Raw genomic sequence first — 23,856 nt, forward strand, 5'->3', positions numbered from 1 at the left:
CTACCCCGCCAGCCTGACGGTGGTGGTGGTGCCCCAGATGGCCATCGACAGGAAGAGGTCGATGACGTTGATCGCGACGATCGAGGTGCGCACGGCGCGGCCCACGGCCACGCCCACGCCGGCCGGCCCGCCCGAGGCGTTGTAGCCGTGGTAGCAGTGGATCAGGATCACCACGACGGAGAAGATCAGCACCTTGCCGAACGACCAGAGCACGTCCCCGGGCGGCAGGAACTGGTTGAAGTAGTGGTCGTAGGTGCCGGTGCTCTGCCCGAAGAACTGGGTGACGGTCAGCCGGGTCGCGAAGTACGACGACAGCAGCCCGACGACGTACAGCGGGGTCACGGCGACCAGCCCCGCGATGATCCGGGTGGTGACCAGGAACGGCAGCGACGGGATCGCCATCACCTCGAGGGCGTCGACCTCCTCGGAGATCCGCATCGCGCCGAGCTGCGCGGTGAAGCCGCAGCCCACGGTCGCCGCGAGCGCGATGCCGGCGACGAGCGGGGAGATCTCGCGGGTGTTGAAGTACGCGGAGACGAACCCCGAGAACGCGGCCGTGCCGATCTGGTTGAGCGCGGCGTAGCCCTGGAGGCCGACCTCGGTGCCGGTGAAGAACGCCAGGCCGGTGATCACCCCGACCGTGCCGCCGATCACTGCGAGCGCGCCGGAGCCCAGCGTCACCTCGGCGAGCAGCCGGAGGATCTCCTTCTTGTAGCGCCGGATCGTCCGCGGCGTCCAGGCGAGCGCGCGCACGTAGAACGCGAGCTCGGCGCCCAGGTTGTCCAGGAAGCCGAGGGGCTTCTGGTAGACCGCTTTCACGTTGGCCATGTCCGCTCCCTCAGCCTGTCTTCGGTGGGACGAGCTGGAAGTAGATCGCGCTCATCACGAAGTTCGAGACGAACAGCAGCATGAAGGTGATGACCACCGACTCGTTGACGGCGTCGCCGACGCCCTTGGGACCGCCCCCGGCGTTCATGCCCTTGTAGGACGCGACGATGGCGGCGATCAGGCCGAACACCAGTGCCTTGACCATGCCCTGGTAGAGGTCCGGGAGCTGGGCGAGCGCGGTGAAGCTCGCTAGGTAGGCACCCGGTGTGCCGTCCTGCAGCACCACGTTGAAGACGTAGCCGCCGGCCACGCCGACGACGCTGACCAGGCCGTTGAGGAAGACCGCGACCACCATGCAGGCCAGCACGCGGGGTACGACGAGCCGCTGGATCGGGTCGATGCCCAGCACCATCATGGCGTCGAGCTCCTCGCGGATCTTGCGGGCGCCGAGGTCCGCGGCGATCGCCGAGCCGCCGGCGCCGGCGATCAGCAGGGACGTCGCGATCGGTCCCGCCTCCCGGACCACGGCGAGCACCGCCGCCGAGCCGGTGAAGGACTGGGCGCCGAACTGCTTGATCAGCCCGCCGACCTGGAGCGCGATGACCGCTCCGAACGGGATGGCGACCAGCGCGGTCGGCACGATCGTGACCGAGGCGATGAACCAGGCCTGCTGCAGGAACTCGCGCAGCTGGAAGGGCCGCCGGAACAGCCCCCGGAAGACGTCGAGGCCGAAGGCGAAGAGCTTGCCGGCGGTGCCGATGGGCGCGAGGACGCGCGAGGACGTCAGGGAGGACATCTCAGAAGGCTCCCGGGGCCATGGACATGTTCTCGTCGAACGACCCGGGGGGCGGCGTGACGCCGTTCTCCCGGCACCACAGGCCGGGCTCGCGCTGGCTGCGGCGGTGGATGCCGTTGGACGGGTCGAGCTGCATCGGGATCGGGGGCAGCGGGGGCAGCTCCTGGCCCTTCTCGCTCTCGAGCTCGTCGGCGTCCTTCTCCTCGCTCATCCCGATCGGCCCGATCATCTGGGCGTTCAGGAACTGCCGCACGACCGGCTCCTCGGAGGACAGCAGCATCTCGCGGGGGCCGAACATCGCCAGGTGCTTGTGGTAGAGCAGGCCGATGTTGTCCGGCACGGTCCGGGCGGTGTTCACGTCGTGGGTGACGATCAGCATGGTGGCGTCGATCTGCGCGTTGAGGTCGACGATGAGCTGGTTGAGGAACGACGTACGGACGGGGTCGAGGCCGGAGTCCGGCTCGTCGAAGAGCACGATCTCCGGGTCCAGCACCAGCGCGCGGGCCAGCCCGGCCCGCTTGCGCATGCCGCCGGAGATCTCGCCGGGGAGCTTGTCCTCGGCCCCGACCAGGCCGACCAGCTCCATCTTCTCCATCACCACGGCGCGGATGTCGGACTCGGTCTTGCGGGTGTGCTCGCGCAGCGGGAAGGCGACGTTGTCGTAGAGGTTCATCGAGCCGAACATCGCGCCGTCCTGGAACAGCACGCCGAACAGCTTGCGGATCTCGTAGAGGTCCTTCTCCGAGCAGGAGGCGATGTCGGTGCCCTCGATGACGACGCTGCCGTAGTCCGGCTTGAGCAGACCGATCAGCGTCTTGAGCAGCACCGACTTGCCGGTGCCGGAGGGGCCGAGCATCACGCAGATCTCGCCGGCCGGGACGGTGAGGGAGACGTCCTTCCAGATCAGCGAACGGCCGAAGGACTTGGTGAGGTCCTGGACCTTGATTTCGACGCCCACGAACGCCCTCCCTGTCTGTGTCCCGCGGGACACGCCGTGCCCAGGCGCGAACGCCACGAATGTGCCCGGGATTACCAACGAGTAAACAATGGGGAGGTTACGGCACGAACTGTGACGAGCAACACTTCGTGTCACCCCGTGTTCGGACATCTGGACCAGTGCGGCGCCGGACGTGGGCGCGGCGGGTCCGGACATGCAGGACGGCGGCCCTCCCCGAGGGGAGGACCGCCGTCCGGTGCTGCGGGTGCGCGGCCGGTTCCGGAGGTGCAGGTCCGGCTCGCGCGGATGGTTACTGGAGCAGCGTCACTTGACCGAGACGCTCGCGCCGGCGCCCTCGAGGGAAGCCTTGGCCTTCTCGGCGGCCTCCTTGGTGACCTTCTCCAGGACGGCCTTCGGAGCGGCCTCGACCAGCTCCTTGGCCTCCTTGAGACCGAGGCTCGTGAGGGCGCGCACCTCCTTGATGACGTTGATCTTCTTCTCGCCGGCAGCCTCGAGGACGACGTCGAACTCGTCCTGCTCGAACGCCTCCTCGGCGGCACCGGCGCCACCGGCGGCCGGGGCGGCAGCCACGGCGACGGGGGCGGCGGCGGTCACGCCGAAGGTCTCTTCGAACTGCTTCACGAACTCGCTCAGCTCGAGGAGGGTCATCTCCTTGAACGCGTCGAGCAGCTCGTCGGTGGTGAGCTTCGCCATGGTGGCGTTTCCTTCCGGTTTGCTGACCCGCACGGTCGCGCGGGTCTGACTGGTTGAGGGGGGTGAGCCGAAGCTCAGGCCTCGGTGGTCTCCGTGCTGGTCTCCGTGCTGGTGTCCGTGCTGGACTCCGCGTCGGCCTCGGCCGCGGCGGGTGCCTCGGCCTCGGTGCTCTCGGCGGCTGCGTCGGCCGGGGCCTCCGCAGACTCGGACTCCTCGGCGACGGCCGGCGTGCCGGCTCCGCCCCGGAGGACCGACGGGTCCTGCTCCGCCTTGGCCTGCAGCGCACCCGCGAGGCGGGCAGCCTGCGCGAGGGGCGCGTTGAGCAGGTAGACGGCCTGGCTGAGCGACGCCAGCATGCCGCCGGCGAGCTTGGCGAGGAGGACCTCGCGCGACTCGAGGTCGGCCAGCTTGGCGATCTCCTTCGCGTCGAGCGGCTTGCCGTCGAGGACGCCGCCCTTGATCACGAGAGAGGGGTTTGCCTTGGCAAAGTCACGCAGGCCCTTGGCCGCCTCGACCACGTCACCGCTGATGAAGGCGATGGCGGTGGGTCCGACGAGGAGGTCGTCGAAGCCTTCGACGCCCGCCTCCGTCGCGGCGATCTTGGTCAGCGTGTTCTTGACCACGGCGTAGTTGGCGTTCTCGCCGAGGGCTCGCCGCAGGTCCTGCAGCTGCTTCCACGGTGAGACCGCGGTACTCGGTCAGCACAGCACCCGCAGACTCCTGGAATGACTCCACGAGGTCTGCGACGTCGGCTGTCTTGTCTGGCCGCGCCATGGGTCTCCTTCCGGATCGGTCACTGATCAGTGGTTGATCAACGATGAGTCCGGAGACCGCCGTACGTCCTGAAGGGCCCGACTGGAGCCTGGAACGACGAACGCCCCGGCGCAGGCGCACGGGGCGGTCCCGACAAGATGCGGGCATCTCGACGAGTTCACTCGGTGTCACCTGCGCAGGCCGCCCGCTGAGCGGGACCTTCAGTCGACTTGCTCGATCCGTGGAACACGGAGCGGGCACGCCGACGACCGGCGGTCTCTGGTTTCAGCGGCCAATCTACGCGACCCCCGCCCGGGGCGCCAAATCCGCGCCCGGAGGGGTACCGGGCGGTCCGACCCGGGCCGTCCCGTTCGGAGGGTTTCGCGGCGAATCCCCTCCCCCGGTCCGGGCGCGGTGCTCCAATGATCGCGTGGATCTCTCCCTGGAACCCCTGAGCGACGTCCTGGAGAAGGCCGAGCACGCGGCCCGGGCCGGCGCGCACCCGATGTCGCGCGTGTGGCCCACCGGGTTCGACCTGCTCGACCAGACGCTGGCCGGCGGCATGCGCTCCGGCGAGCTGGTGCTCCTCGGCGGCCCCCAGGGCCTGGGCAAGACCACCTGGGTGCTCCAGGTGGCCCGCAACACCGCCCGCTCCGGGCGCCCGGTCGTGGTGTTCTCCTTCGAGCACGACACCCAGACGCTGCTGGTCCGCCTGGTCGCCCTCGAGGCCGGCCAGCTCGGCGGGCTCGCGGCTCCCAACGTCGCCCGGATCCGGGCCAGCTTCGAGTCCTCGGACGGCCGGACCGGCTCGCTCGCCGACCGGCTCAAGGACACCGAGGGTGGCGTCCAGGCGCTCGACGTCGTCCAGGAGTACGCCGACCGGCTGCACCTGCACCGCTCCACCGGCGCGAGCACGTCGCTGGAGGTGATCACCGCGGCCGTCGACCAGGTCCGCGCGCACACCGGCGAGGCGCCCCTGGTGATCGTCGACTACCTGCAGAAGGTGCACTCCCCGATCGCCGACCAGGAGGAGCGGATCACCGCGGTCACCGAGGGCCTCAAGGACCTCGCGCTGGACCGGGACGTCCCGATCCTGGCGGTGGTGGCCGCCGACAAGGAGGGCCTCACCGCGGGCCGGCGGATGCGGGTCAACAACATGCGCGGCTCCTCGGCGCTGGCCTACGAGGCGGACACCGTCCTGCTGCTGAACAACAAGTACGACGTCGTGGCGCGCCACCACCTCGTCTACAGCACGGCCAACGTGGAGAAGTTCCGCAACTGGACCGTGGTCAGCGTCGAGAAGAACCGCAACGGCCGCACCGGGCAGGACTTCGAGTTCCTCAAGCGCTTCGACCAGTGCCGCTTCGAGACGGCCGGCCGCTCGGTCGTCGAGCAGCTGGTCGACGACCGCATCTACCTGGAGTGACGCCGGAGTGCAGCGACCCGGCGGGTCTGGCGGAGGTTCTCCGCCGGACGCGCCGGGTCGTGGGTTCTGCGGGCGCCAGAAGCGCCGGGTGGGTCAGTCCTCGTTCTCGACCGCGACGTTCTTGACGCGGTTGGGGTCGACCTGGATGCCGGGGCCCATGGTCGTCGAGAGGGTGACCTTCCTCAGGTAGCGGCCCTTGGAGCTGGCCGGCTTGAGCCGCAGCACCTCCTCGAGCGCCGCGGCGTAGTTCTCCGCGAGCTGGGCCTCGGAGAAGGAGGCCTTGCCGATGATGAAGTGCAGGTTGGCGTGCCGGTCGACGCGGAACTCGATCTTGCCGCCCTTGATGTCCGTGACGGCCTTGGCCACGTCGGGGGTGACCGTGCCGGTCTTCGGGTTCGGCATGAGGCCGCGGGGGCCGAGCACGCGGCCCAGGCGGCCGACCTTGCCCATCATGTCCGGGGTGGCGACGACGGCGTCGAAGTCGAGCCAGCCGCCGTTCACCTTCTCGATGAGCTCGTCGCCACCGACGAAGTCGGCGCCCGCCTCGCGAGCCGCGTCCGCCTTCTCGGCGTTGGCGAAGACCAGGACCCTGGCGGTCTTGCCGGTGCCGTGCGGGAGGTTCACGGTGCCGCGGACCATCTGGTCCGCCTTGCGGGGGTCGACGCCGAGGCGCATGGCCACGTCGACGGTCTCGTCGAACTTCTTCTTGCTGCCGGCCTTGGCGATCTTGATCGCCTCGAACGGGGCGTAGGGGAGGTCCTTGTCGAACGTCTCCGCCACCGCGCGGTAGGTCTTGCTGCGCTGCATGTCTGGTTCCTTCTGTTCTCGTGTTTCCAGAGTGTGGTCAACGGGCGCTCAGCTGCCCTGCCACGGTTCTTGGTGCTGCTGGGCCGACTCGGTCAGTCGGTCGTGATGCCCATCGAGCGGGCGGTGCCCTCGACGATTTTCATCGCCGCGTCGATGTCGTTGGCGTTGAGGTCCGGCAGCTTGGTCGTGGCGATCTCGCGCACCTGGTCCTTGGTCAGCTTGCCGACCTTCTCCTTGTGCGGGACGCCCGAGCCCTTCTGCAGGCCTGCAGCCTTCTTGATCAGCTCGGCGGCCGGCGGGGTCTTCGTGATGAACGTGAACGACCGGTCCTCGAAGATGGTGATCTCGACCGGGATGACGTTCCCGCGCATCGGTTCCGTCTGCGCGTTGTAGGCCTTGCAGAACTCCATGATGTTCACGCCGTGGGGACCGAGAGCGGTACCCACCGGCGGAGCAGGAGTTGCCGCCCCGGCCTGCAGCTGCACCTTGACCAGGGCAGCGATCTTCTTCTTGGGAGGCATGTTTCCTTGGGTCCTTACGTGGTTGTAGCTGGGTGTTTCGCGAGCTTCGTGAGGATCTCGGTCAGACCTTCTGGATCTGGCTGAAGCTCAGCTCGACCGGGGTCTCCCGGCCGAAGATCTCGACGAGGGCCTTGACCCTCTGGGACTCCGCGTTGATCTCGGTGATCGTCGCGTGCAGCGTGGCGAACGGGCCGTCGACCACCATGACCGAGTCGGACACGTCGAAGTCCGCGACCTCGACCTTCTTCTTCGGCGCGCCGGTACGGCCGCCGCCCTGGTCGGGCGCTGCGGCCTCGGCCTCGGCCTGGACGGCCGGGGCGAGCATGCTCTCGACCTCGTCGAGGCTCAGCGGCACCGGCTGGTGGCTGTGGCCGACGAAGCCGGTGACGGACGGCGTGTGGCGTACGGCGGCCCAGGACTCGTCCGTGAGGTCCATCCGGACCAGGACGTAGCCGGGCAGCACGGTGCGCCGGACCAGCTTGCGCTGGCCGTTCTTGATCTCCGCGACCTCTTCGGTCGGGACGATCACCTCGTGGATGTAGTCCTCCATGTTCAGGGACGTGATCCGGTTCTCGAGGTTCGCCTTCACCCGGTTCTCCATGCCGGAGTAGGTGTGCACCACGAACCAGTCGCCGACCTTGGCGCGCAGCGCCTCGCGGAACTCGGCGAGCACGTCGGACGGGGCGTCGTCGTCAGACTCCGCGGCGTCGGACTCGGAGGCCTCGTCGGTCCCGGACTCGGAGGCCTCGTCGGCATCGGACTCGGAGGCCTCGTCGGTCTCGGACGCGGACCCGGCGTCGTCGGTCTCAGCGACCGCGGCGTCCGTCTCGGAGTCGGCCGGGGCGTCCGTCTCGGAGTCGGCCGCTGCGTCCGCGGCGACCTCCTCGTCGGTGGGCAGGTCGTCGGGAAGGTCCGTCGACGCGTCCGTGGACGGGTCGACGACCGACTGCTCGGCGGCATCGGTCGAGGTAGCTCCCTGGAGCTCTTCGTCGTACTGCTGCGACACGGTTACTCAGTCACCTTCATCGTTGTGGGTCCTGCCTGGTGGTGCGGGCCGGAGGACCCGGTGTTGGCTAGCCGAAGACCTTGAAGACCAGCCGGCCGAACGCGAGGTCGAGCAGCGACACGATCGTCATGACTACGAGCACGAACACCAGGACCACGAGGAAGTACGTGATCAGCTGCTGCTGCGTCGGCCAGACGACCTTGCGGAGCTCGGCGACGATCTGGCGGTAGAACGTGGTCGGGGTCGTCCGCTTGCCGCTCGACGAGGTCGAGCCCACGGGGCGGCTCTGCGTCACGGTCCTCCACCTTTCGTTCCGTCCGGATCCGGTGTGCCCGGATCCGTTGGCTGGTCGGCCACCCGCCCGGATCCGGTCCGCGCGGGGTCTTGCAGGGCACGAGGGACTTGAACCCCCAACCTTCGGTTTTGGAGACCGATGCTCTGCCAGTTGAGCTAGTGCCCTCCGGGGGACCTCGTCCAGATGCGGGCATGCCGATCAAGGGTGAGATCCACCAAACGTGAAGCATACGGGCCGGTCCCAGGCGAAGTCGAACCGAGTGTGGACCCGGCAGGCACGAGACGGCGGGCAGTGCGAGCATAGGTTCATGAGCGAAGCCCTCCCCAGCACCGGTGCCGGCTCCGGCACCCGCCGCCGCATCTCCGCCCGCATCGGCGGCATCGCCGAGTCCGCGACCCTCGCGGTCGACGCCAAGGCCAAGGCCCTCAAGGCCGCCGGGCGCCCCGTGATCGGGTTCGGCGCCGGCGAGCCGGACTTCCCGACCCCCGACTACATCGTCGAGGCGGCCGTGGAGGCCTGCCGCGACCCCCGCAACCACCGCTACACGCCGGCGGGCGGCCTGCCGGAGCTCAAGAAGGCGATCGTGGACAAGACGCTGCGGGACTCCGGGTACACCGTGACCCCCGCCCAGGTGCTGGTCACCAACGGCGGCAAGCAGGCGATCTACGAGGCCTTCGCGACGATCCTCGACCCCGGCGACGAGGTGCTGCTGCCGGCGCCGTACTGGACGACCTACCCCGAGGCGATCCGGCTCGCGGGCGGCGTGCCGGTCGAGATCCTGGCCGACGAGACCCAGGGCTACAAGGTCACCGTCGACCAGCTCGAGGCCGCGCTGACCGACCGCACGAAGGCGATGCTGTTCTGCTCGCCGTCGAACCCGACCGGTGCGGTCGACGGCCCCGAGGAGGTCGAGGCGATCGGCCGCTGGCTGCTCGACCAGGGCCTGTGGGTGGTCACCGACGAGATCTACGAGCACCTCACCTACGGCGACACCGTCACCACCTCCCTGCCCGTCGTGGTCCCCGAGCTCGCGGACCGCTGCATCGTGGTCAACGGGGTCGCGAAGACCTACGCGATGACCGGGTGGCGGGTGGGCTGGCTGCTCGGTCCCGCCGACGTCGTCAAGGCCGCCACGAACCTGCAGTCGCACCAGACCTCCAACGTCAACAACGTCGCGCAGCGCGCCGCGATCGCGGCCCTGGAGGGCGACCTGACCGCGGTCGCCGAGATGCGCGAGGCGTTCGACCGGCGGCGCCGGACGATGGTCCGGATGCTCAACGAGATCCCCGGGGTCGAGTGCCCCGAGCCGACCGGCGCGTTCTACGCCTACCCCTCGGTCAAGGGCGTCCTCGGCCGCGAGATCGAGGGCCGGACCGCGAGCACCTCGGCCGAGCTGGCCGAGATCATCCTGGAGCAGGCGGAGGTCGCCGTCGTGCCGGGCGAGGCGTTCGGCGCACCGGGCTACCTGCGGCTGTCCTACGCGCTCGGGGACGAGGACCTGGTCGAGGGCGTGGCCCGGATCCAGAAGCTGCTCGGCTGAGTGGTCTCCCTTCGAGACGCCTCGCTCCTCGGCTCCTCGGGACGAGCGACAGCCACCACCCGGGCTGACGCGGCCCCCGCACGGGACCTGCGGACGCTGCCCAAGGCGCACCTGCACCTGCACTTCACCGGCTCGATGCGCCACGAGACGCTCGTCGAGCTGGCCGCCCGGGACGGGATCGTGCTGCCGGACGCCCTGGTGGAGGACTGGCCGCCGCGGCTGTCGGCCGCTGACGAGAAGGGCTGGTTCCGCTTCCAGCGGCTCTACGACGTGGCCCGCTCGGTGCTGCGGACCCCGGACGACGTCCGCCGGCTGGTCCGCGAGGCGGCCGAGGACGACGTGGCCGACGGCGGCCGGTGGCTGGAGATCCAGGTCGACCCGAGCGGGTACGCCGCGCTCTTCGGCGGGATCACCGCGTTCACCGACCTGGTGCTCGACGCCGTGCGGGACGCCTCCCGCAGCACCGGGCTGGGCATCGCGGTGGTGATCGCGGCGAACCGCACCCGGCACCCGCTCGACGCGCGCACCCTGGCCCGGCTGGCCGCGCAGTACGCCGACCGGGGCGTGGTCGGCTTCGGCCTGTCCAACGACGAGCGGCGCGGGACGACCTCCGACTTCGCGGCGGCGTTCGCGATCGCCGACCGGGCCGGGCTGCTGCTCGCCCCGCACGGCGGCGAGCTGCTCGGCCCGGACAGCGTGCGGGCCTGCCTCGACGACCTGCACGCCGGCCGCCTCGGGCACGGCGTCCGGGTAGCGGAGGACCCGCGGCTGCTGGACCGGGTCGTGGCCCGGGGCGTCGCGCTCGAGGTGTGCCCGGTGTCCAACGTCGCGCTCGGCGTCTACAGCGACCTGACCTCGGTGCCGCTGCCCACCCTGCTGGAGGCCGGCGCCACCGTCGCGCTCGGCGCCGACGACCCGCTGCTGTTCGGGTCCCGGCTGGCCTCGCAGTACGCCACCATGCGGGCCGCGCACGACCTCTCCGACGAGACCCTCGCCGAGCTCGCCCGGATGTCGCTGCGCGCCTCGCAGGCACCGCTCGACGTCCGGACCGCGGCGCTCGCCGACATCGACGTGTGGCTCTCGTCGGCAGGTGCCGGCGCCCCCTAGGCTGACCGCATGACGAACTCACCGGGGGACGGCCAGCCGCCGCAGGACCCGAACCAGCCACCGTCGGGCGAGCAGCCGGGCTACTGGCAGCAGCAGTCCGGCCAGCCGGGCCAGGACCCGTACGCCCAGCCGCCCTCCGGCCAGCAGCCCTACGGCCAGGTGCCCCCGGCGCCCTACGGACAGGCGCCGGGCTACCCGATGGCCTACGCCCCGGACCACCCGAGGGCGACCACCTCGCTGATCCTGGGCATCCTCGGCATCGTGATCTGCGGGATCATCGCGCCGTTCGCCTGGCGGATGGGCAAGCGCACGGTCGACGAGATCGACGCCTCGCACGGGCAGCTCGGCGGACGCGGGTCGGCGCAGGCCGGCTACATCCTGGGGATCGTCGGCACGATCCTGCTCGGCCTGGGCCTGCTGGTCGTGCTGGGCGCGATCGTGCTCGGGGTGCTCGGCACGGTGAGCAGCTCGTCCACGACGTACTGACGGCCCGGCCGGCGGCTCAGCCGGGCAGCGAGCAGCCGACCAGGGTGGGCTCGTTGACCAGCCACACCCCGAAGGCGTCGTGCACGCCGCGCCGGACCTCGCCGGCCAGCGCCAGCAGGTCCTCGGTGCGGGCACTCCCCCGGTTGGTGAGCGCCAGCGTGTGCTTGGTGGACAGCGACACCCGGTCGTTGCCGTAGCCCTTGGTGAAGCCGGCGTGCTCGATCAGCCAGGCGGCACTGGTCTTGACGGTGCCGTCCGGCTGCTCCCACCGCGGCGCGCCCTCGGGCAGGGCCGTCCCGGGCGCCAGGAACGGGTTGGTGAAGAACGACCCGGCGCTCCAGGTGTCGTGGTCCCCGTCGGCGAGCACCATGCCCTTGCCGCGACGCAGGCCGAGGACCGCCTCGCGCACCGCCGCCAGCGGGGCCCGGGCGCCCACCTCGACCCCGAGGGTGCGGGCCAGCTCGGCGTAGCGCACCGGCGCGGAGAGGTCGCCGAGCCGGAGCTGGAAGGTCACGTCGAGCACGACGTGCCGGTCCGGGTCCTGCTTGAACCGGCTGGTGCGGTAGCCGAAGCCGCAGTCGGCGGCCGCGAACGTGCGCTGCACCCGGTCCACGCGGTCCCAGCAGCGCACCGACGCGACCGTGTCGGCGACCTCCTGGCCGTAGGCGCCGACGTTCTGCACCGGGGTGGCCCCGACGCTGCCGGGGATGCCCGAGAGCGCCTCCACGCCGACCCAGCCCTCGCGCACCGCACGCTCTACGAACGGGTCCCAGGGCTCGCCGGCCGCGACGGTCACCATCGCCCCGCCGCACAGGTCGCCCGCCGCGGTCACGCCGCGGGTCGCGACGTGCACGACGGTGCCGTCGAAGCCGCCGTCGCCGACCACGAGGTTGCTGCCGCCCGCGACGAGCAGCACCGGCGTGCCGGCCTCGTCCCCGCGGCGTACGGCGGCCAGCAGCTCGTCCTCGGTGGTCGCACGCACCAGCTCGCGGGCGGGTCCCCCGAGCCGCAGGGTGGTCAGGCCGGACAGGTCAGACACCCAGGACTGCCTTCGGCATGCCGAGCACCTTCTGGTCCCCGCAGGTGACCTCCAGGGCGATCTGCACGCCCTCGTCGGTGACGTTCTTGACGGTGCCGCGCACGACCACCTCGACGCCGTGCTCGTCGTCGGGCACCACGACGGGCTTGGTGAACTTGCAGCCGAGCTCGCGGACCCGGCCGGGGCCGCCGGCCCAGGTGTCCAGGGCCCGCGCCGCGAGGGCGAGGGTGTACATCCCGTGGGCGATGACGCCGGGCAGGCCGACCGAGGTGGCCACCCGGTCCGACCAGTGGATCGGGTTGCGGTCGCCGCTGGCGCCGGCGTAGCGGACCAGGTCGGCGCGGGTCACGGTGTAGGTCTGGGCCGGCAGCTCGGTGCCGGTCTCGAGGCCGGCCAGGGGGGTGCTCATGCGTCCTCCCCCCGGTGCATCAGCGTCGCGAAGGCGGTGCACACCGGCCGGCCCTCGGCGTCCACGATCTCGCTGCGGGTGCCGATGATGTCGGCGCCGCTGATCTGCCGCAGCGTGTCGACGGTCAGCGTCGCGGTCAGCTCGTCGCCGGCGACCACCGGGCGGGTGTAGGTGAACCGCTGCTCGGCGTGCACCACGCGGTGCAGCGAGATGCCCACCGACGGGTCCTCCATCAGCGCGGTCATCGCCCCGAACGCCACGACGATCGGGAACGTCGCGGGCGCCGCTCCTCCGTCGTACGTCGACCCGGTGGCGTGCGCGAACTCCACGAGGCGCTCGCGGGTGACGACGTACGGCTCGGTCGGCGGGAAGGTCCGCCCGGCCAGGGATGCCTCGACTGTCATGGCGGAGAATCTACTCGGCCCCACACGCGAAACGGCCCCGGGAGACCCGGGGCCGTTCGGCGAAGCGAGGGGAGAGACGCGTCAGCGCGTCTCGCGGTGCACGGTGTGCCTGCGGTCGCGGGGGCAGAACTTCTTCATCTCCATGCGGTCCGGGTCGTTGCGCCGGTTCTTCTTGGTGATGTAGTTGCGCTCCTTGCACTCCACGCAGGCCAAGGTGATCTTGGGGCGAACGTCTGAGCTCTTGCTGGCCACGGGACTGCCTCTACTTTCGGAACTACGGTCAATGCGTCTGACGACGTGCGGTACAAGTCTGCCCTACCACACCAGCGAACGTCGAACCCGGTCGGATCGTGCAGTAGCGGGGGCGGGGGTCGAACCCGCGACACCACGATTATGAGTCGTGTGCTCTAACCACCTGAGCTACCCCGCCTCAGGAAACGGACCCCCCACCCTCGCGGGTGGGGGTCCACAACCCAGAGCCCCTTTACGGAATCGAACCGTAGACCTTCTCCTTACCATGGAGACGCTCTGCCGACTGAGCTAAAGGGGCAAGCAGCAAGGAAGGATACACACGCCGCGAGCCGATCATGAAATCGGTTCTCCGGCTGTGCTCCGGGCCACTCCCGCGGGGTCCGGCGGCCCCCGGCATGATGGCCGGTGTGCAGCCCTTCTACGTCCCTGACGGCCCCGCCACGTTCACCTCCACGCCCTCCACGGCCGGCCCCTGGGGCCCGGACAGCCAGCACGGCGGGCCCCCGGCGGCGCTGCTGACCCGGGCGGTCGAGCGGCTCGAGCGGGCCGGCGCCGCACGCGTCGTGGGCCGGTTCACCCTGGAGCTGCTCGGGCCGGTGCCGGTCGGCCCGCTGCGCGTCGAGGCGTCCGTCGTGCGCCCCGGACGGACGGTGGAGATGTGCGAGGCGACGGCGTACGACGTGCGCCGCGACCGGCCCGTCGCCCGGGCCACCGCCTGGATGTTCCCGGCGCACGAGGACGGCCCCGTCCAGCAGGGCGAGCCGCGCCCGCACTCCCCCGCGGACGGCGTCCCCAAGCCGCCGCCGGAGTCCTGGTCCGGTGGCTACCTCGACGCCGTCGACTGGCGCTGGATCAGCGGCGCCGTCACCGAGCCGGGCCCGGGGGTGGTGTGGATGCGCCCGACGGTCGGGCTCGTCGAGGGTGAGCCGCTCGGCCCGGTGCAGCGGCTGATGGCCTGCGTGGACTCGGCCTCCGGCGTCTCGGCGGCGCTCGACCCCGCGGAGTGGAACTTCCTGAACACCGAGCTGACCGTGCACGTGCTGCGCCCGCCCGTCGGGGAGTGGGTGTGCGTCGAGGCGGAGACCTCGCTGGGGTCCGGCAGCGTCGGCGTCGCCACCTCCCGGGTGTACGACGCCCAGGGCCTCGTCGCGAGGTCGGCGCAGGCGCTGCTGGTCGTGCGTCGCTGAGGGCTCAGAAGGTCCAGGTGGCGACGAAGTAGCTGACCCCGAACGGGTCGTCGCGGTAGGTCATCTCCGCGACCGGCGTCGACCCGCCGGCCGCCGCGACCGCCCCGAGCAGCCGCAGGGCGGTGCTGCCGCCCACCATCAGCTCCGCGGCGAGGCCGGCGTCCAGGTCGCGCAGCGCGGCGGCGTCCCCGCCGGCCAGGGCTGCGGCGACCGCGTCGTCGAACCCGAACGCCCGCTCGTCGAGGTACCCCGGGGCCTTCTCGCCGCGCCGCGCGCTGCCGTCGCCGAGCACCAGCAGCACCGTGCCGTCCGGTCGGTCGCCGAGCCGCTCGGCCAGGGCCGCCACCGGGTCGGGGCCGGCGTGCCACCTCGCCGCGACCAGCTCGACGGGGCCGTCCCAGCCGGCCTCCTCGAGCAGCCTCCGGCCGACCCCGAGGGACGCCGGCAGCCCGGGGCGGGTCGGGTGCGTGCCTGTCGTGCCGAAGCGGCGGACGTCGACGGGGAGGTCCGCGGACCAGTCGCCGGCCTCGTCGTGGCCGCCGACGACGACCACCGCGGAGGCGCCGGCCACCGCGGCCTTCACCGCGCCGACCGCGGCCTCGCGGAGCGCCGCCACCGGGTCCTGGGCACCGCCGAGCTCCCGCAGCAGCAGCGGCGGGTGCGGCACCAGCACGGCGGCGGAGATCACAGGCCGACAGTAGCCGTGCGGCCGGCGGGGCTCAGGCGAGCCCGCGGACGACCCGGGACGGGGGGCGCGTGCCGCGGATGCTGGCGACCATGTCGAGCACCTGCCGGGTCGGGGCGACGTCGTGCACGCGGTAGACCTGCGCGCCGTGCCAGGCGCTGACGGCGGTGGCCGCCAGGGTGCCGACCAGCCGCTCGTCGAGGCCGGCGTCGAGGGTCTCCCCCACGAAGTCCTTGTGGGACAGGGAGACCAGCACCGGCCAGCCGGTCGCGACCATCTCGTCCAGCCGCCGGGTGAGCTCGAGCGAGTGCCAGGTGTTCTTGTCGAAGTCGTGTGCCGGGTCGATCAGCACGCTCTCGCGGCCCACCCCGAGCGAGACGGCCCGCTCGGCGAGCGTGACCGTGTCCCGGATCGCGGCGGCCACCACGTCGTCGTACGACGGGCGGTGCGGGGGGTGCGCGGGGTGGCGCCGTTGGTGTGCGTGCAGACGAGGGCCGCGCCGTGCTCGGCGGCCACCTCGGCCAGCGCCGGGTCGAACCCGCCCCACGCGTCGTTCAGCAGGTCGGCGCCGACCCGGCAGACCTCGCGGCCGACCTCGGCCCGCCAGGTGTCCACGCTGATCACCACGTCGGGGTGCTCCTCGCGCACGGCGGCCACGAACGGCACCGTGCGCCGGATCTCCTCCGCGACGTCGACGACCTCGCCGGGCCCGGCTTTCACCCCGCCGATGTCGACGATCTCGGCGCCCTCGGCGACCACCGCCCGCACCCGCTCGAGCGCCTTGTCCTCGGCGTAGGTCGCACCGCGGTCGTAGAACGAGTCGCGCGTCCGGTTGACGATCGCCATCACCAGCAGGTCGGTGTCCGCGAAGGTCCGGTGTCCGAGCGTCAGCACGCTGGCGAGGCTACCCGGGTCGGGCTAGTCAGAAGGGATCACGACAGACCGCGACCGGTCGGGCGATCCTGACCTCGGGGGTCCGGGCGTGCTGCCCGAGAGGAGCGGAGCCATGAGATCGGTCTACCGGGTGCTGGCGTTCGTCGTCGCAGCCGAGGTGGTCGTGCAGGCCGCGGCCATCGCGTTCGCGGTCTACGGCCTGGGCAAGTGGGTCGACGACGGCGGCAGGCTCGACAAGGCGCTGCTGGCGCGCGAGGACAGCGCCGTCGGCGGGGCGGCCGGCTTCGCGGTCCACGGGGCGAACGGGACGATGCTGGTGCCGCTGGTGGCGCTCGTCCTGCTCGTGGTGTCCTTCTTCGCCGGGGTGCCCGGCGGGGTGAGGTGGGCCGGCGTCGTCTTCGCCCTGGTGGTGGTCCAGGCGGCGCTGGGCTTCCTCGGGCAGGGCGTGCCGGCGCTCGGTGCCCTGCACGGCGCCAACGCGCTGGTGCTGTTCGGTGTCGCGGTGATGGCCGGGAAGCGGGTCGGCTCGACGACGGTGCCCGAGCAGCTCGGCGCCACGCGCGGCTGAGGGCGATCGCCGCCACCGAGGCCTCCGCGGGGGTGCTCCTCCTGGCCGAACCGTTCCGTCCCGCGGGACGCGACGAAGGTCTGCACGCGCCCGTCCGCCAGGGTGCGGCACCGGGACATCCGTCCCCACCTATCTCCCTCCCGGGGACCGCGCCAAACCAGCCGGGAATGCGGGGGCGGGTCCGTCGGTTGTGAGATGTAGTTGAATCTTGAACAAGACTAGGTCGGGAGCACGACATGCAGTTCGGCATCTTCACCGTCGGGGACGTCACCACGGACCCCACCACCGGCGCCACCCCCAGCGAGCACGAGCGCATCAAGGCCACCATCGCGATCGCGAAGAAGGCCGAGGAGGTCGGGCTGGACGTGTTCGCCACGGGTGAGCACCACAACCCGCCGTTCGTCCCGTCCGCGCCCACGACCACGCTGGCCTACATCGCCGCGCAGACCGAGCGGCTGCTGCTGTCGACCGCGACCACGCTGATCACCACGACCGACCCGGTGCGGATCGCCGAGGACTACGCGACCCTGCAGCACCTCTCGGACGGCCGCGTCGACCTGATGATGGGGCGCGGCAACACCGGCCCGGTCTACCCGTGGTTCGGCAAGGACATCCGCGACGGCATCCCGCTGGCCATCGAGAACTACCACCTGCTGCGCCGGCTCTGGCGCGAGGAGGTCGTGAGCTGGGAGGGGAAGTACCGCACCCCGCTGCAGGGCTTCACCGCGACGCCCCGTCCCCTCGACGACCTCCCACCGTTCGTCTGGCACGGCTCGATCCGCTCCCCCGAGATCGCCGAGCAGGCGGCGTACTACGGGGACGGGTTCTTCGCGAACCACATCTTCTGGCCGGCCTCGCACACCCGGCAGATGGTCGACCTCTACCGCCGCCGCTTCGAGCACTACGGGCACGGGTCCGCCGACCAGGCCATCGTCGGCCTCGGCGGCCAGGTGTTCATGCGCAAGAACAGCCAGGACGCCGTCCGCGAGTTCCGGCCGTACTTCGACAACGCGCCGGTCTACGGCCACGGGCCGTCGCTGGAGGACTTCACCTCCCAGACGCCGCTGACCGTCGGCAGCCCGCAGGAGGTCATCGAGCGCACCCTCGGCTTCCGGGAGTACGCCGGGGACTACCAGCGCCAGCTGTTCCTGATGGACCACGCGGGGCTGCCCCTCACGACCGTGCTGGAGCAGCTCGACATCCTCGGCGAGGAGGTCGTGCCCGTGCTGCGCAAGGAGTTCGCGGCGCTGCGCCCGGCGCACGTCCCGGACGCCCCCACCCACGCCTCGATGCTCGCCGCCCGCACCGCCACCCAGGAGGTCTCCGCATGACCGGCCGCACGATCGTCGTGGTCACCGCAGGGCTGAGCCAGCCGTCGTCGTCGCGGCTGCTGGCCGACCAGCTCGCCACCGCGACCGACCGGGCCCTGCGCCTGGGCGGCGTCGAGGTCGACGTGGTGACCCTGGAGCTGCGCGACCTCGCGCACGCGCTGACCGACCACCTGCTCACCGGGTTCCCGTCCGGCGCGCTGGCCGAGGCCCTGCGGGCGGTGCGCGACGCCGACGCCCTGATCGCCGTGACGCCGATCTTCAGCGCGTCGTACAGCGGGCTGTTCAAGACGTTCTTCGACGTCCTGGAGGACGGCACCCTCGAGGGCAAGCCGGTGCTGCTCGGCGCCACCGCCGGCACCGCCCGGCACTCGCTGGCCCTGGAGTTCGCGGCCCGCCCGCTGCTCGCCTACCTGCGCGCCGACGTCGTGCCGACCGCCGTGTTCGCGGCCAGCGAGGACTTCGGGTCGACCGGGCCCGGCGGCGGGCTGTCCGAGCGGGTCGAGCGGGCCGGGCGCGAGCTGGCCGACCGGGTGCTGGGCCGGCAGCCCGGCACGCGCGTCGACCCGTTCACGAACCCCACGCCGTTCGCGGACCTGCTCGGCCCCCACGCCGGTTGAGGTGCGGGCACGGCGCGGTCCTGACCGCCCCGGGTTTCCCGCACGCCCGTCGAGGTACTGCCCCACTGACGACGAATCGACCCTGGAAGGGGACGCATGAGTGAGCACGGCTACGTCGAGGACGACTTCGCCCGCGACACCGACTACATCGAGGACCGGATCACCGCGGACGGCCGGGACGGCTGGCCGGTCGAGGCGGACCGCTACCGGCTCGTCGTCTCCCGGGCCTGCCCCTGGGCCAACCGCGCGATCATCGTGCGCCGGCTGCTCGGCCTGGAGGACGTGCTCGGCATGGGCGTGTGCGGACCGACCCACGACGAGCGGAGCTGGACCTTCGACCTGGACCTCGACGGCCGCGACCCGGTGCTCGGCATCGAGCGGCTCCAGGACGCCTTCCTCGCCCGGTTCCCGGACTACCCCAAGGGCATCACGGTCCCCGCGATCGTCGACGTGCCGACCGGAAAGGTCGTCACCAACGACTTCCCGCAGATGACGTTGGACCTGTCGCTGGAGTGGACCGCGCACCACCGGGACGGCGCCCCGTCGCTGTACCCCGAGGCGCTGCGCGAGGAGATCGACGAGGTCAACGCGTGGGTCTACACCGACGTGAACAACGGCGTCTACCGCTGCGGCTTCGCCGGCCGGCAGGCGTCGTACGAGCGGGCCTACGACCGGCTGTTCGGGGCGCTGGACCGGCTCGAGGAGCGGCTGACGGACCGGCGCTACCTCGTCGGCGACACGATCACCGAGGCCGACGTACGCCTGTTCACCACGCTGGTGCGCTTCGACCCCGTCTACCACGGCCACTTCAAGGCGAACCGCAACAAGCTCGTCGAGATGCCGGCGCTGTGGGGCTACGCCCGCGACCTGTTCCAGACGCGCGGGTTCGGCGACACCGTCGACTTCGAGCACATCAAGCGGCACTACTACGTCGTGCACTCCGACATCAACCCCACCCGGATCGTGCCGAAGGGGCCGGACCTGGCCGGCTGGCTCACCCCGCACGGCCGCGAGGCTCTGGGTGGCCGTCCGTTCGGGGACGGGACACCGCCGCCGGCGCCGCGGAAGGACGAGCGGGTCCCGTCCGAGCACCGCGCCGCCTGAGCCGCCACACCACCAGCGCGGCGACCACCAGCACGACGGCGACCGCGGCACCGCCCTGGCCGAGGTAGTGCGCCACCCGCTGGTACGACGAGCCGGCGACGTACCCCGCGACGACGCAGCCGAGGCCCCAGACCAGGCCACCGGCCGCGTTGTAGGCCAGGAACCGCCGGTAGCGCATGCCGCTGAGCCCGGCGAGGCCCGGGGTGACGGCGCGCAGGAACGCGGTGAACCGGCCGACGAAGATCGCCGAGGCGCCGCGTCCGTCGAGGAAGCCGCGGGCGCTGTCGACCCGGCCCTCGTAGCGGCTGAACGCCCGGGTGCGCAGCAGCCGCGGACCGAAGCGCTTGCCGACCTCGTAGCCGACCGAGTCGCCGACGATCGCGGCGACGACCACCACCACGGCCAGCGCCACGACCGGCACCCGGCCGGTCGAGGCGAGGAACCCGGCGAGCAGCACGGCGGTCTCGCCCGGGAGCACGAAGCCCAGGAACACGGCGGCCTCACCGAAGACCAGGCAGCCGACCGCCGCGAGCACGACCAGGGCCGGTACGTGCGTCAGGAAGTCGAGGAACCCGGTCACGTCCTCACGCTAGTCCGGGCACCTGAACACAGCATGAAGGCGGTCTTGGGGCCGGTGGCAGACTCCCGGTCATGTCCCTGCGCACCTCGACCGTCGACATCGAGACCCCCCGACGGCACCGCCGACGCCTACCTCGCCGCTCCCGAGGGCGACGGCCACCACCCCGGCGTGATCCTCTACATGGACGCGTTCGGCCCGCGCCCACGGCTCGAGGAGATGGCGGACCGGTTGGCGGCGGAGGGCTACGTCGTCCTCGTCCCGCACGTGTTCTACCGGCAGGGCCGGGCGCCGCTGATCGACACGTCCTCGCTGCAGGACCCGGACGCCCGTCGCGAGCTGTTCGCGCAGATCGGTCCCTGGATGGCCGCACTGACCCCGGAGCTGGCGATGCGGGACGCGGACGCCTACGTCGACTTCCTGCGCTCCCACGACCAGGTCGGCAACGGCCCGATCGGCGTCACCGGCTACTGCATGGGCGGGGCCCTGGCGCTGCGCACCGCGGCCGAGCACCCCGGCGACGTCGGCGCCGCCGCCGCGTTCCACCCGGCCCGGCTCGCCACCGACGCCCCGGACAGCGCGCACCTGCTGGCGGACCGCCTGACGGCCGAGGTGTACGTCGCCGCCGCCGACCAGGACCAGGGCATGCCGCCCGAGCAGCAGGAGCGGCTCGACGCGGCCCTCACCGCGGCCGGCGTCACGCACACCTGCGAGCAGTACGACGGCGCCGCGCACGGCTTCCACGATGTCCGACACGGCCGCCTACGACGAGCAGGCGACCGAGCGGCACTGGGCGGCCCTGACCGACCTGTTCCGGCGCGCGTTGCAGGAGTAAGCCACCAGGGCCGTGGGTACCAGTGCGGCCATGGCTACGAGCAAGCTCCTGCGCACCAAGGACGTCGACGACGTCATCCGGCAGAACGACGACCCGGTCGGCGGTGAGGCGCACCACACCCGGCTCAGCAAGCGGCTCACGGCGTGGGACCTGATGGGCTTCGGGATCGGGATCGTGATCGGCACCGGCATCTTCACGCTGACCGGGATCCAGGCGAAGAACAACGCCGGCCCGGCGATCGTGGTCTCGTTCGCCATCGCGGGCGTGGTCAGCCTGCTCGCGGCGCTCTGCTACGCCGAGCTCGCGGCCGCCGTACCGACTGCCGGCAGCTCCTACACCTACGCCTACACGACGATCGGCGAGATCTTCGCCTGGATCATCGCCTGGGACCTGATCCTGGAGTTCGCGCTCGGCGCCGCGGTGGTGTCGCGGGGGTGGTCGGGCTACCTCCAGGACGCGATGAACCTGCCCACCACGTTCTTCGGCGAGGAGTCGAGCATCAACCTCGGGGCGATGGCGATCGCGCTGGTGCTCGGGGTGGTGGCGATGATCGGCATCCGCGAGTCCAAGTGGGTCACCAACGCGCTGGTCGTCGTGAAGGTCTCGGTCTGCGTGTTCGTGATCGTGCTCGGCATCTTCTTCGTCAAGGCCGCCAACCTGACACCGTTCGTGCCGTCCTCGCGCCCGGTGCCGGACGGCGCGGCGCTCAGCGGCCTCAAGCAGCCGCTGTGGCAGTGGGTCAGCGGCGTCGACGCCACCGCGTTCGGCTTCACCGGCGTGTTCGTCGCGGCGGCGGTGGTGTTCTTCGCCTACAGCGGCTTCGAGGCGGTGGCCAACCTCGGCGAGGAGACGAAGAACCCGGCCAAGGACATGCCCCGCGGCCTGCTCGGCACGCTGGCGATCTGCACCGTGCTCTACATCCTGGTCTGCCTGGTGATCACCGGGATGGTCAGCTACACCGACCTGTCCGAGGGCGCCCCGATCTCCGACGCGTTCGACCAGGTGGGCATGGGCTGGGCCAGCATCCTGATCGCGGTCGCCGCGATCGCCGGGCTGTCCTCGGTGATCCTCGTCGACCTCGTGGCGATGGGCCGGATCGGCTTCGCGCTCTGCCGCGACGGCCTGCTCCCGGCCTGGATCGGCCGGGTCCACCCGAAGTGGGAGACGCCCTACCGCGTCACCATCGGCACGACGGCCGTCGTCATGCTGCTGGCCGGCTTCATCCCGCTCGACGCCCTCGCCGAGATGGTCAGCATCGGCACGCTGTTCGCGTTCCTGGTGGTCTCCATCGCGGTGGTCGTGCTGCGCCGCACCCGGCCGCGGATGAAGCGGCCGTTCCGGACCCCGTCGGTGCCCCTGCTGCCGGTGGTCTCCGCGCTGTGCTGCGTCGGGCTGATGACCAACCTGGCCATGGAGACCTGGCTGCGGTTCCTGGTCTGGCTGGTGATCGGCCTGGTGATCTACGGGTTCTACGGCCGCAAGCACTCCAAGCTGGAGGGCGCCTCGGCGTCGGCGGAGACCACGCCGGTCGGCTGAGGCCCGGGCTAGAACCCGATCGGGAGGCCGGCGTAGTTCTCCGCGAGACCCGCCGCGCCGGCCTCCGAGCTGGTCACCCACCGCAGCTGGGACAGCTGCAGCTGCTGGTCGAACTCGTCGCCCTGGCCGGGCGGCGGCGTGTGCAGCATCGAGGTCATCCACCACGAGAAGTGCGTGCACCGCCAGACCCGGCGCAGGGCGTCGTCGGAGTAGGAGTCCACGAGCGTCGAGGAGCCCTCCACCAGCCACGCGGTCAGCGCCCGGGCGAGCAGCGTCACGTCGGCGATCGCGAGGTTCAGCCCCTTGGCGCCGGTCGGCGGCACGATGTGCGCCGCGTCCCCGGCCAGGAACAGCCGGCCGTGCCGCATCGGCGTGGACACGAAGCTGCGCATCGGCAGCACGCTCTTCTCGGTGACCGCCCCCTGCTGCAGCGTCCAGCCGTCGATGCCCGCGCCGAGCCGGGTGGCCAGGCCGTCCCAGATCCGGTCGTCGGACCACCGCGAGACGTCCTCGTCGGGCGGCACCTGCAGGTAGAACCGGGAGACGCTGGCCGAACGCATCGAGTGCAGCGCGAAGCCGTCCGGGTGCCAGGCGTAGATCAGCTCGTCGGTCGACGGGGGGCACGTCGGCCAGCACGCCGAGCCACGCGAACGGGTACACCCGCTCCCAGGTGTGCTGCACTGCCGACGGGACCGCCGTACGGCTGGGGCCGTGGAAGCCGTCGCAGCCGGCCACCGCGTCGGCCTCGATGCGGCGCGCGACGCCGTCCCGGTCGACGAAGCTCACCGACGGCCGGTCGGAGGCGAGGTCGTGCAGGGCGACGTCGGAGACCTCGTAGTAGGCCTGCCGGCCGGCCGCCTCCCGGGCCGCCATCAGGTCCTTGGTGACCTCGGTCTGCCCGTAGATCCACACCGAGCGGCCGACGTGGTCGACGAAGTCGAGGTGGTGGCGCTCGCCGGGCCACTGCAGGTAGATCCCGCGGTGCTCGTCGCCCTCGGCCGCGATCCGGTCCCCGAGCCCGACGGAGGTCAGCAGGTCGACCGAGGAGGACTCCAGGACCCCGGCGCGGATCCGGCCGGCGACGTACTCCGGGGAGCGGTTCTCGACCAGCACCGACTCGATCCCCGCGAGGTCGAGCAGGTGCGAGAGCAGCAGGCCGGCCGGGCCGGCGCCGACGATCACGACACGGGTGCGCATGGGTC

At 71.6% G+C, this 23,856-nt stretch carries 27 protein-coding genes, 3 tRNA genes and 2 pseudogenes; 11 read left to right on the forward strand and 21 right to left on the reverse strand.

Annotated elements, in window-relative coordinates; translation table 11 throughout:
- The 5 genes and pseudogenes from KRR39_RS16010 to rplJ form a co-directional block, all read right to left on the reverse strand.
- Positions 1 to 828, reverse strand: a complete 828-nt coding sequence (locus KRR39_RS16010) for an MlaE family ABC transporter permease (RefSeq protein WP_216938466.1) — start codon at positions 826 to 828, stop codon at positions 1 to 3.
- A 10-nt stretch (positions 829 to 838) separates the two neighbouring features.
- Complete coding sequence (locus KRR39_RS16015) at positions 839 to 1,624, reverse strand: MlaE family ABC transporter permease (RefSeq protein WP_216938468.1); 786 nt, start codon at positions 1,622 to 1,624, stop codon at positions 839 to 841.
- A 1-nt stretch (position 1,625) separates the two neighbouring features.
- The gene (locus KRR39_RS16020; protein WP_216938470.1) at positions 1,626 to 2,582 is read right to left on the reverse strand and encodes an ABC transporter ATP-binding protein; all 957 of its coding nucleotides are present in this window, start codon (positions 2,580 to 2,582) and stop codon (positions 1,626 to 1,628) included.
- Positions 2,583 to 2,885: 303 nt separating this feature from the next.
- Positions 2,886 to 3,275 (reverse strand): 50S ribosomal protein L7/L12, encoded by a 390-nt coding sequence (gene rplL, locus KRR39_RS16025; RefSeq protein WP_216938477.1) that lies wholly within the window; start codon positions 3,273 to 3,275, stop codon positions 2,886 to 2,888.
- 74 nt (positions 3,276 to 3,349) lie between these two features.
- A pseudogene (gene rplJ / locus KRR39_RS16030) lies at positions 3,350 to 4,049 on the reverse strand (50S ribosomal protein L10).
- Positions 4,050 to 4,458: 409 nt separating this feature from the next.
- On the opposite strand from rplJ, the gene KRR39_RS16035 reads away from it, so the two are divergent.
- Positions 4,459 to 5,454, forward strand: coding sequence for a DnaB-like helicase C-terminal domain-containing protein (locus KRR39_RS16035; RefSeq protein WP_216938479.1), 996 nt, complete (start codon positions 4,459 to 4,461; stop codon positions 5,452 to 5,454).
- Positions 5,455 to 5,547: 93 nt separating this feature from the next.
- On the opposite strand, the gene rplA is transcribed toward KRR39_RS16035, so the two are convergent.
- The 5 genes from rplA to KRR39_RS16060 all read right to left on the reverse strand — a co-directional run bounded on the left by rplA (position 5,548) and on the right by KRR39_RS16060 (position 8,248).
- A complete protein-coding gene (gene rplA / locus KRR39_RS16040; RefSeq protein ID WP_216938480.1) occupies positions 5,548 to 6,261 on the reverse strand; it encodes a 50S ribosomal protein L1 in 714 nt (237 codons plus the stop codon).
- Positions 6,262 to 6,353: 92 nt separating this feature from the next.
- Positions 6,354 to 6,782, reverse strand: a complete 429-nt coding sequence (rplK, locus tag KRR39_RS16045) for a 50S ribosomal protein L11 (RefSeq protein WP_216938482.1) — start codon at positions 6,780 to 6,782, stop codon at positions 6,354 to 6,356.
- A gap of 61 nt (positions 6,783 to 6,843) precedes the next feature.
- The gene (gene nusG, locus KRR39_RS16050; RefSeq protein ID WP_216938484.1) at positions 6,844 to 7,788 is read right to left on the reverse strand and encodes a transcription termination/antitermination protein NusG; all 945 of its coding nucleotides are present in this window, start codon (positions 7,786 to 7,788) and stop codon (positions 6,844 to 6,846) included.
- 67 nt (positions 7,789 to 7,855) lie between these two features.
- Positions 7,856 to 8,083, reverse strand: a complete 228-nt coding sequence (gene secE / locus KRR39_RS16055; RefSeq protein ID WP_216938486.1) for a preprotein translocase subunit SecE — start codon at positions 8,081 to 8,083, stop codon at positions 7,856 to 7,858.
- Between the two features lie 92 nt (positions 8,084 to 8,175).
- Positions 8,176 to 8,248, reverse strand: a tRNA-Trp gene (locus KRR39_RS16060).
- Positions 8,249 to 8,390: 142 nt separating this feature from the next.
- On the opposite strand from KRR39_RS16060, the gene KRR39_RS16065 reads away from it, so the two are divergent.
- The 3 genes from KRR39_RS16065 to KRR39_RS16075 all read left to right on the forward strand — a co-directional run bounded on the left by KRR39_RS16065 (position 8,391) and on the right by KRR39_RS16075 (position 11,216).
- A complete protein-coding gene (locus tag KRR39_RS16065; RefSeq protein WP_216938488.1) occupies positions 8,391 to 9,623 on the forward strand; it encodes a pyridoxal phosphate-dependent aminotransferase in 1,233 nt (410 codons plus the stop codon).
- Between the two features lie 87 nt (positions 9,624 to 9,710).
- Positions 9,711 to 10,730: an adenosine deaminase gene (locus KRR39_RS16070; protein WP_216942709.1), complete on the forward strand. Its 1,020-nt coding sequence runs from the start codon at positions 9,711 to 9,713 to the stop codon at positions 10,728 to 10,730.
- 9 nt (positions 10,731 to 10,739) lie between these two features.
- The gene (locus KRR39_RS16075; protein WP_216938491.1) at positions 10,740 to 11,216 is read left to right on the forward strand and encodes a DUF4190 domain-containing protein; all 477 of its coding nucleotides are present in this window, start codon (positions 10,740 to 10,742) and stop codon (positions 11,214 to 11,216) included.
- 16 nt (positions 11,217 to 11,232) lie between these two features.
- On the opposite strand, the gene KRR39_RS16080 is transcribed toward KRR39_RS16075, so the two are convergent.
- The 6 genes from KRR39_RS16080 to KRR39_RS16105 all read right to left on the reverse strand — a co-directional run bounded on the left by KRR39_RS16080 (position 11,233) and on the right by KRR39_RS16105 (position 13,618).
- On the reverse strand, positions 11,233 to 12,255 hold the full coding sequence (locus tag KRR39_RS16080; protein WP_216938493.1) for a UDP-N-acetylmuramate dehydrogenase: 1,023 nt from the start codon (positions 12,253 to 12,255) through the stop codon (positions 11,233 to 11,235).
- A complete protein-coding gene (locus KRR39_RS16085) occupies positions 12,248 to 12,664 on the reverse strand; it encodes a MaoC/PaaZ C-terminal domain-containing protein (RefSeq protein WP_216938495.1) in 417 nt (138 codons plus the stop codon). Before KRR39_RS16085 ends, KRR39_RS16080 begins: the two co-directional genes overlap by 8 nt.
- A complete protein-coding gene (locus tag KRR39_RS16090; RefSeq protein ID WP_216938497.1) occupies positions 12,661 to 13,068 on the reverse strand; it encodes an FAS1-like dehydratase domain-containing protein in 408 nt (135 codons plus the stop codon). Before KRR39_RS16090 ends, KRR39_RS16085 begins: the two co-directional genes overlap by 4 nt.
- An 81-nt stretch (positions 13,069 to 13,149) precedes the next feature.
- Positions 13,150 to 13,320, reverse strand: coding sequence for a 50S ribosomal protein L33 (gene rpmG / locus KRR39_RS16095; protein ID WP_216938500.1), 171 nt, complete (start codon positions 13,318 to 13,320; stop codon positions 13,150 to 13,152).
- 104 nt (positions 13,321 to 13,424) lie between these two features.
- Positions 13,425 to 13,498, reverse strand: a tRNA-Met gene (locus tag KRR39_RS16100).
- A gap of 47 nt (positions 13,499 to 13,545) precedes the next feature.
- Positions 13,546 to 13,618, reverse strand: a tRNA-Thr gene (locus KRR39_RS16105).
- Positions 13,619 to 13,727: 109 nt separating this feature from the next.
- Here KRR39_RS16105 and KRR39_RS16110 point away from each other — a divergent pair.
- A complete protein-coding gene (locus tag KRR39_RS16110) occupies positions 13,728 to 14,507 on the forward strand; it encodes a thioesterase family protein (RefSeq protein WP_216938502.1) in 780 nt (259 codons plus the stop codon).
- Between the two features lie 4 nt (positions 14,508 to 14,511).
- On the opposite strand, the gene KRR39_RS16115 is transcribed toward KRR39_RS16110, so the two are convergent.
- From KRR39_RS16115 to KRR39_RS26230, 3 genes are read right to left on the reverse strand one after another with little or no spacing between them, the layout of a single operon-like run.
- Positions 14,512 to 15,195: a class III extradiol ring-cleavage dioxygenase family protein gene (locus tag KRR39_RS16115; RefSeq protein ID WP_216938503.1), complete on the reverse strand. Its 684-nt coding sequence runs from the start codon at positions 15,193 to 15,195 to the stop codon at positions 14,512 to 14,514.
- A 31-nt stretch (positions 15,196 to 15,226) separates the two neighbouring features.
- A complete protein-coding gene (locus KRR39_RS26225; protein WP_254185186.1) occupies positions 15,227 to 15,616 on the reverse strand; it encodes a dihydropteroate synthase in 390 nt (129 codons plus the stop codon).
- Positions 15,538 to 16,086: a dihydropteroate synthase gene (locus KRR39_RS26230; protein WP_254185187.1), complete on the reverse strand. Its 549-nt coding sequence runs from the start codon at positions 16,084 to 16,086 to the stop codon at positions 15,538 to 15,540. Before KRR39_RS26230 ends, KRR39_RS26225 begins: the two co-directional genes overlap by 79 nt.
- Positions 16,087 to 16,198: 112 nt before the next feature.
- Here KRR39_RS26230 and KRR39_RS16125 point away from each other — a divergent pair, with 112 nt between their 5' ends.
- The 4 genes from KRR39_RS16125 (at position 16,199) to KRR39_RS16140 (ending at position 19,706) form a co-directional block, all read left to right on the forward strand.
- A complete protein-coding gene (locus KRR39_RS16125; RefSeq protein ID WP_216938505.1) occupies positions 16,199 to 16,654 on the forward strand; it encodes a hypothetical protein in 456 nt (151 codons plus the stop codon).
- 236 nt (positions 16,655 to 16,890) lie between these two features.
- Positions 16,891 to 17,985 carry an LLM class flavin-dependent oxidoreductase gene (locus tag KRR39_RS16130; RefSeq protein WP_216938507.1) on the forward strand — a complete coding sequence of 365 codons (1,095 nt, stop codon included), beginning with the start codon at positions 16,891 to 16,893 and terminating at the stop codon, positions 17,983 to 17,985.
- Positions 17,982 to 18,602 carry an FMN reductase gene (locus tag KRR39_RS16135; protein WP_216938509.1) on the forward strand — a complete coding sequence of 207 codons (621 nt, stop codon included), beginning with the start codon at positions 17,982 to 17,984 and terminating at the stop codon, positions 18,600 to 18,602. The genes KRR39_RS16130 and KRR39_RS16135 overlap by 4 nt, the downstream gene beginning before the upstream one ends.
- 96 nt (positions 18,603 to 18,698) lie before the next feature.
- On the forward strand, positions 18,699 to 19,706 hold the full coding sequence (locus tag KRR39_RS16140) for a glutathione S-transferase family protein (RefSeq protein WP_216938511.1): 1,008 nt from the start codon (positions 18,699 to 18,701) through the stop codon (positions 19,704 to 19,706).
- On the opposite strand, the gene KRR39_RS16145 is transcribed toward KRR39_RS16140, so the two are convergent.
- Entirely contained in the window at positions 19,597 to 20,286 is a 690-nt protein-coding gene (locus KRR39_RS16145; protein ID WP_216938513.1) for a DedA family protein, read from the reverse strand. The genes KRR39_RS16140 and KRR39_RS16145 overlap by 110 nt on opposite strands.
- A 33-nt stretch (positions 20,287 to 20,319) precedes the next feature.
- On the opposite strand from KRR39_RS16145, the gene KRR39_RS16150 reads away from it, so the two are divergent.
- Both KRR39_RS16150 and KRR39_RS16155 read left to right on the forward strand, forming a co-directional pair.
- On the forward strand, positions 20,320 to 21,225 hold the full coding sequence (locus KRR39_RS16150; protein ID WP_216938515.1) for a dienelactone hydrolase family protein: 906 nt from the start codon (positions 20,320 to 20,322) through the stop codon (positions 21,223 to 21,225).
- Complete coding sequence (locus tag KRR39_RS16155; protein ID WP_216938517.1) at positions 21,149 to 22,654, forward strand: APC family permease; 1,506 nt, start codon at positions 21,149 to 21,151, stop codon at positions 22,652 to 22,654. The genes KRR39_RS16150 and KRR39_RS16155 overlap by 77 nt, the downstream gene beginning before the upstream one ends.
- An 8-nt stretch (positions 22,655 to 22,662) precedes the next feature.
- On the opposite strand, the pseudogene KRR39_RS16160 reads toward KRR39_RS16155, so the two are convergent.
- Positions 22,663 to 23,851 (reverse strand): annotated as a pseudogene (locus KRR39_RS16160) (4-hydroxybenzoate 3-monooxygenase).
- Positions 23,852 to 23,856 lie beyond the last annotated feature (5 nt).

This window comes from Nocardioides panacis, assembly GCF_019039255.1.
Taxonomy (GTDB): Bacteria; Actinomycetota; Actinomycetes; order Propionibacteriales; family Nocardioidaceae; genus Nocardioides_B; species Nocardioides_B panacis.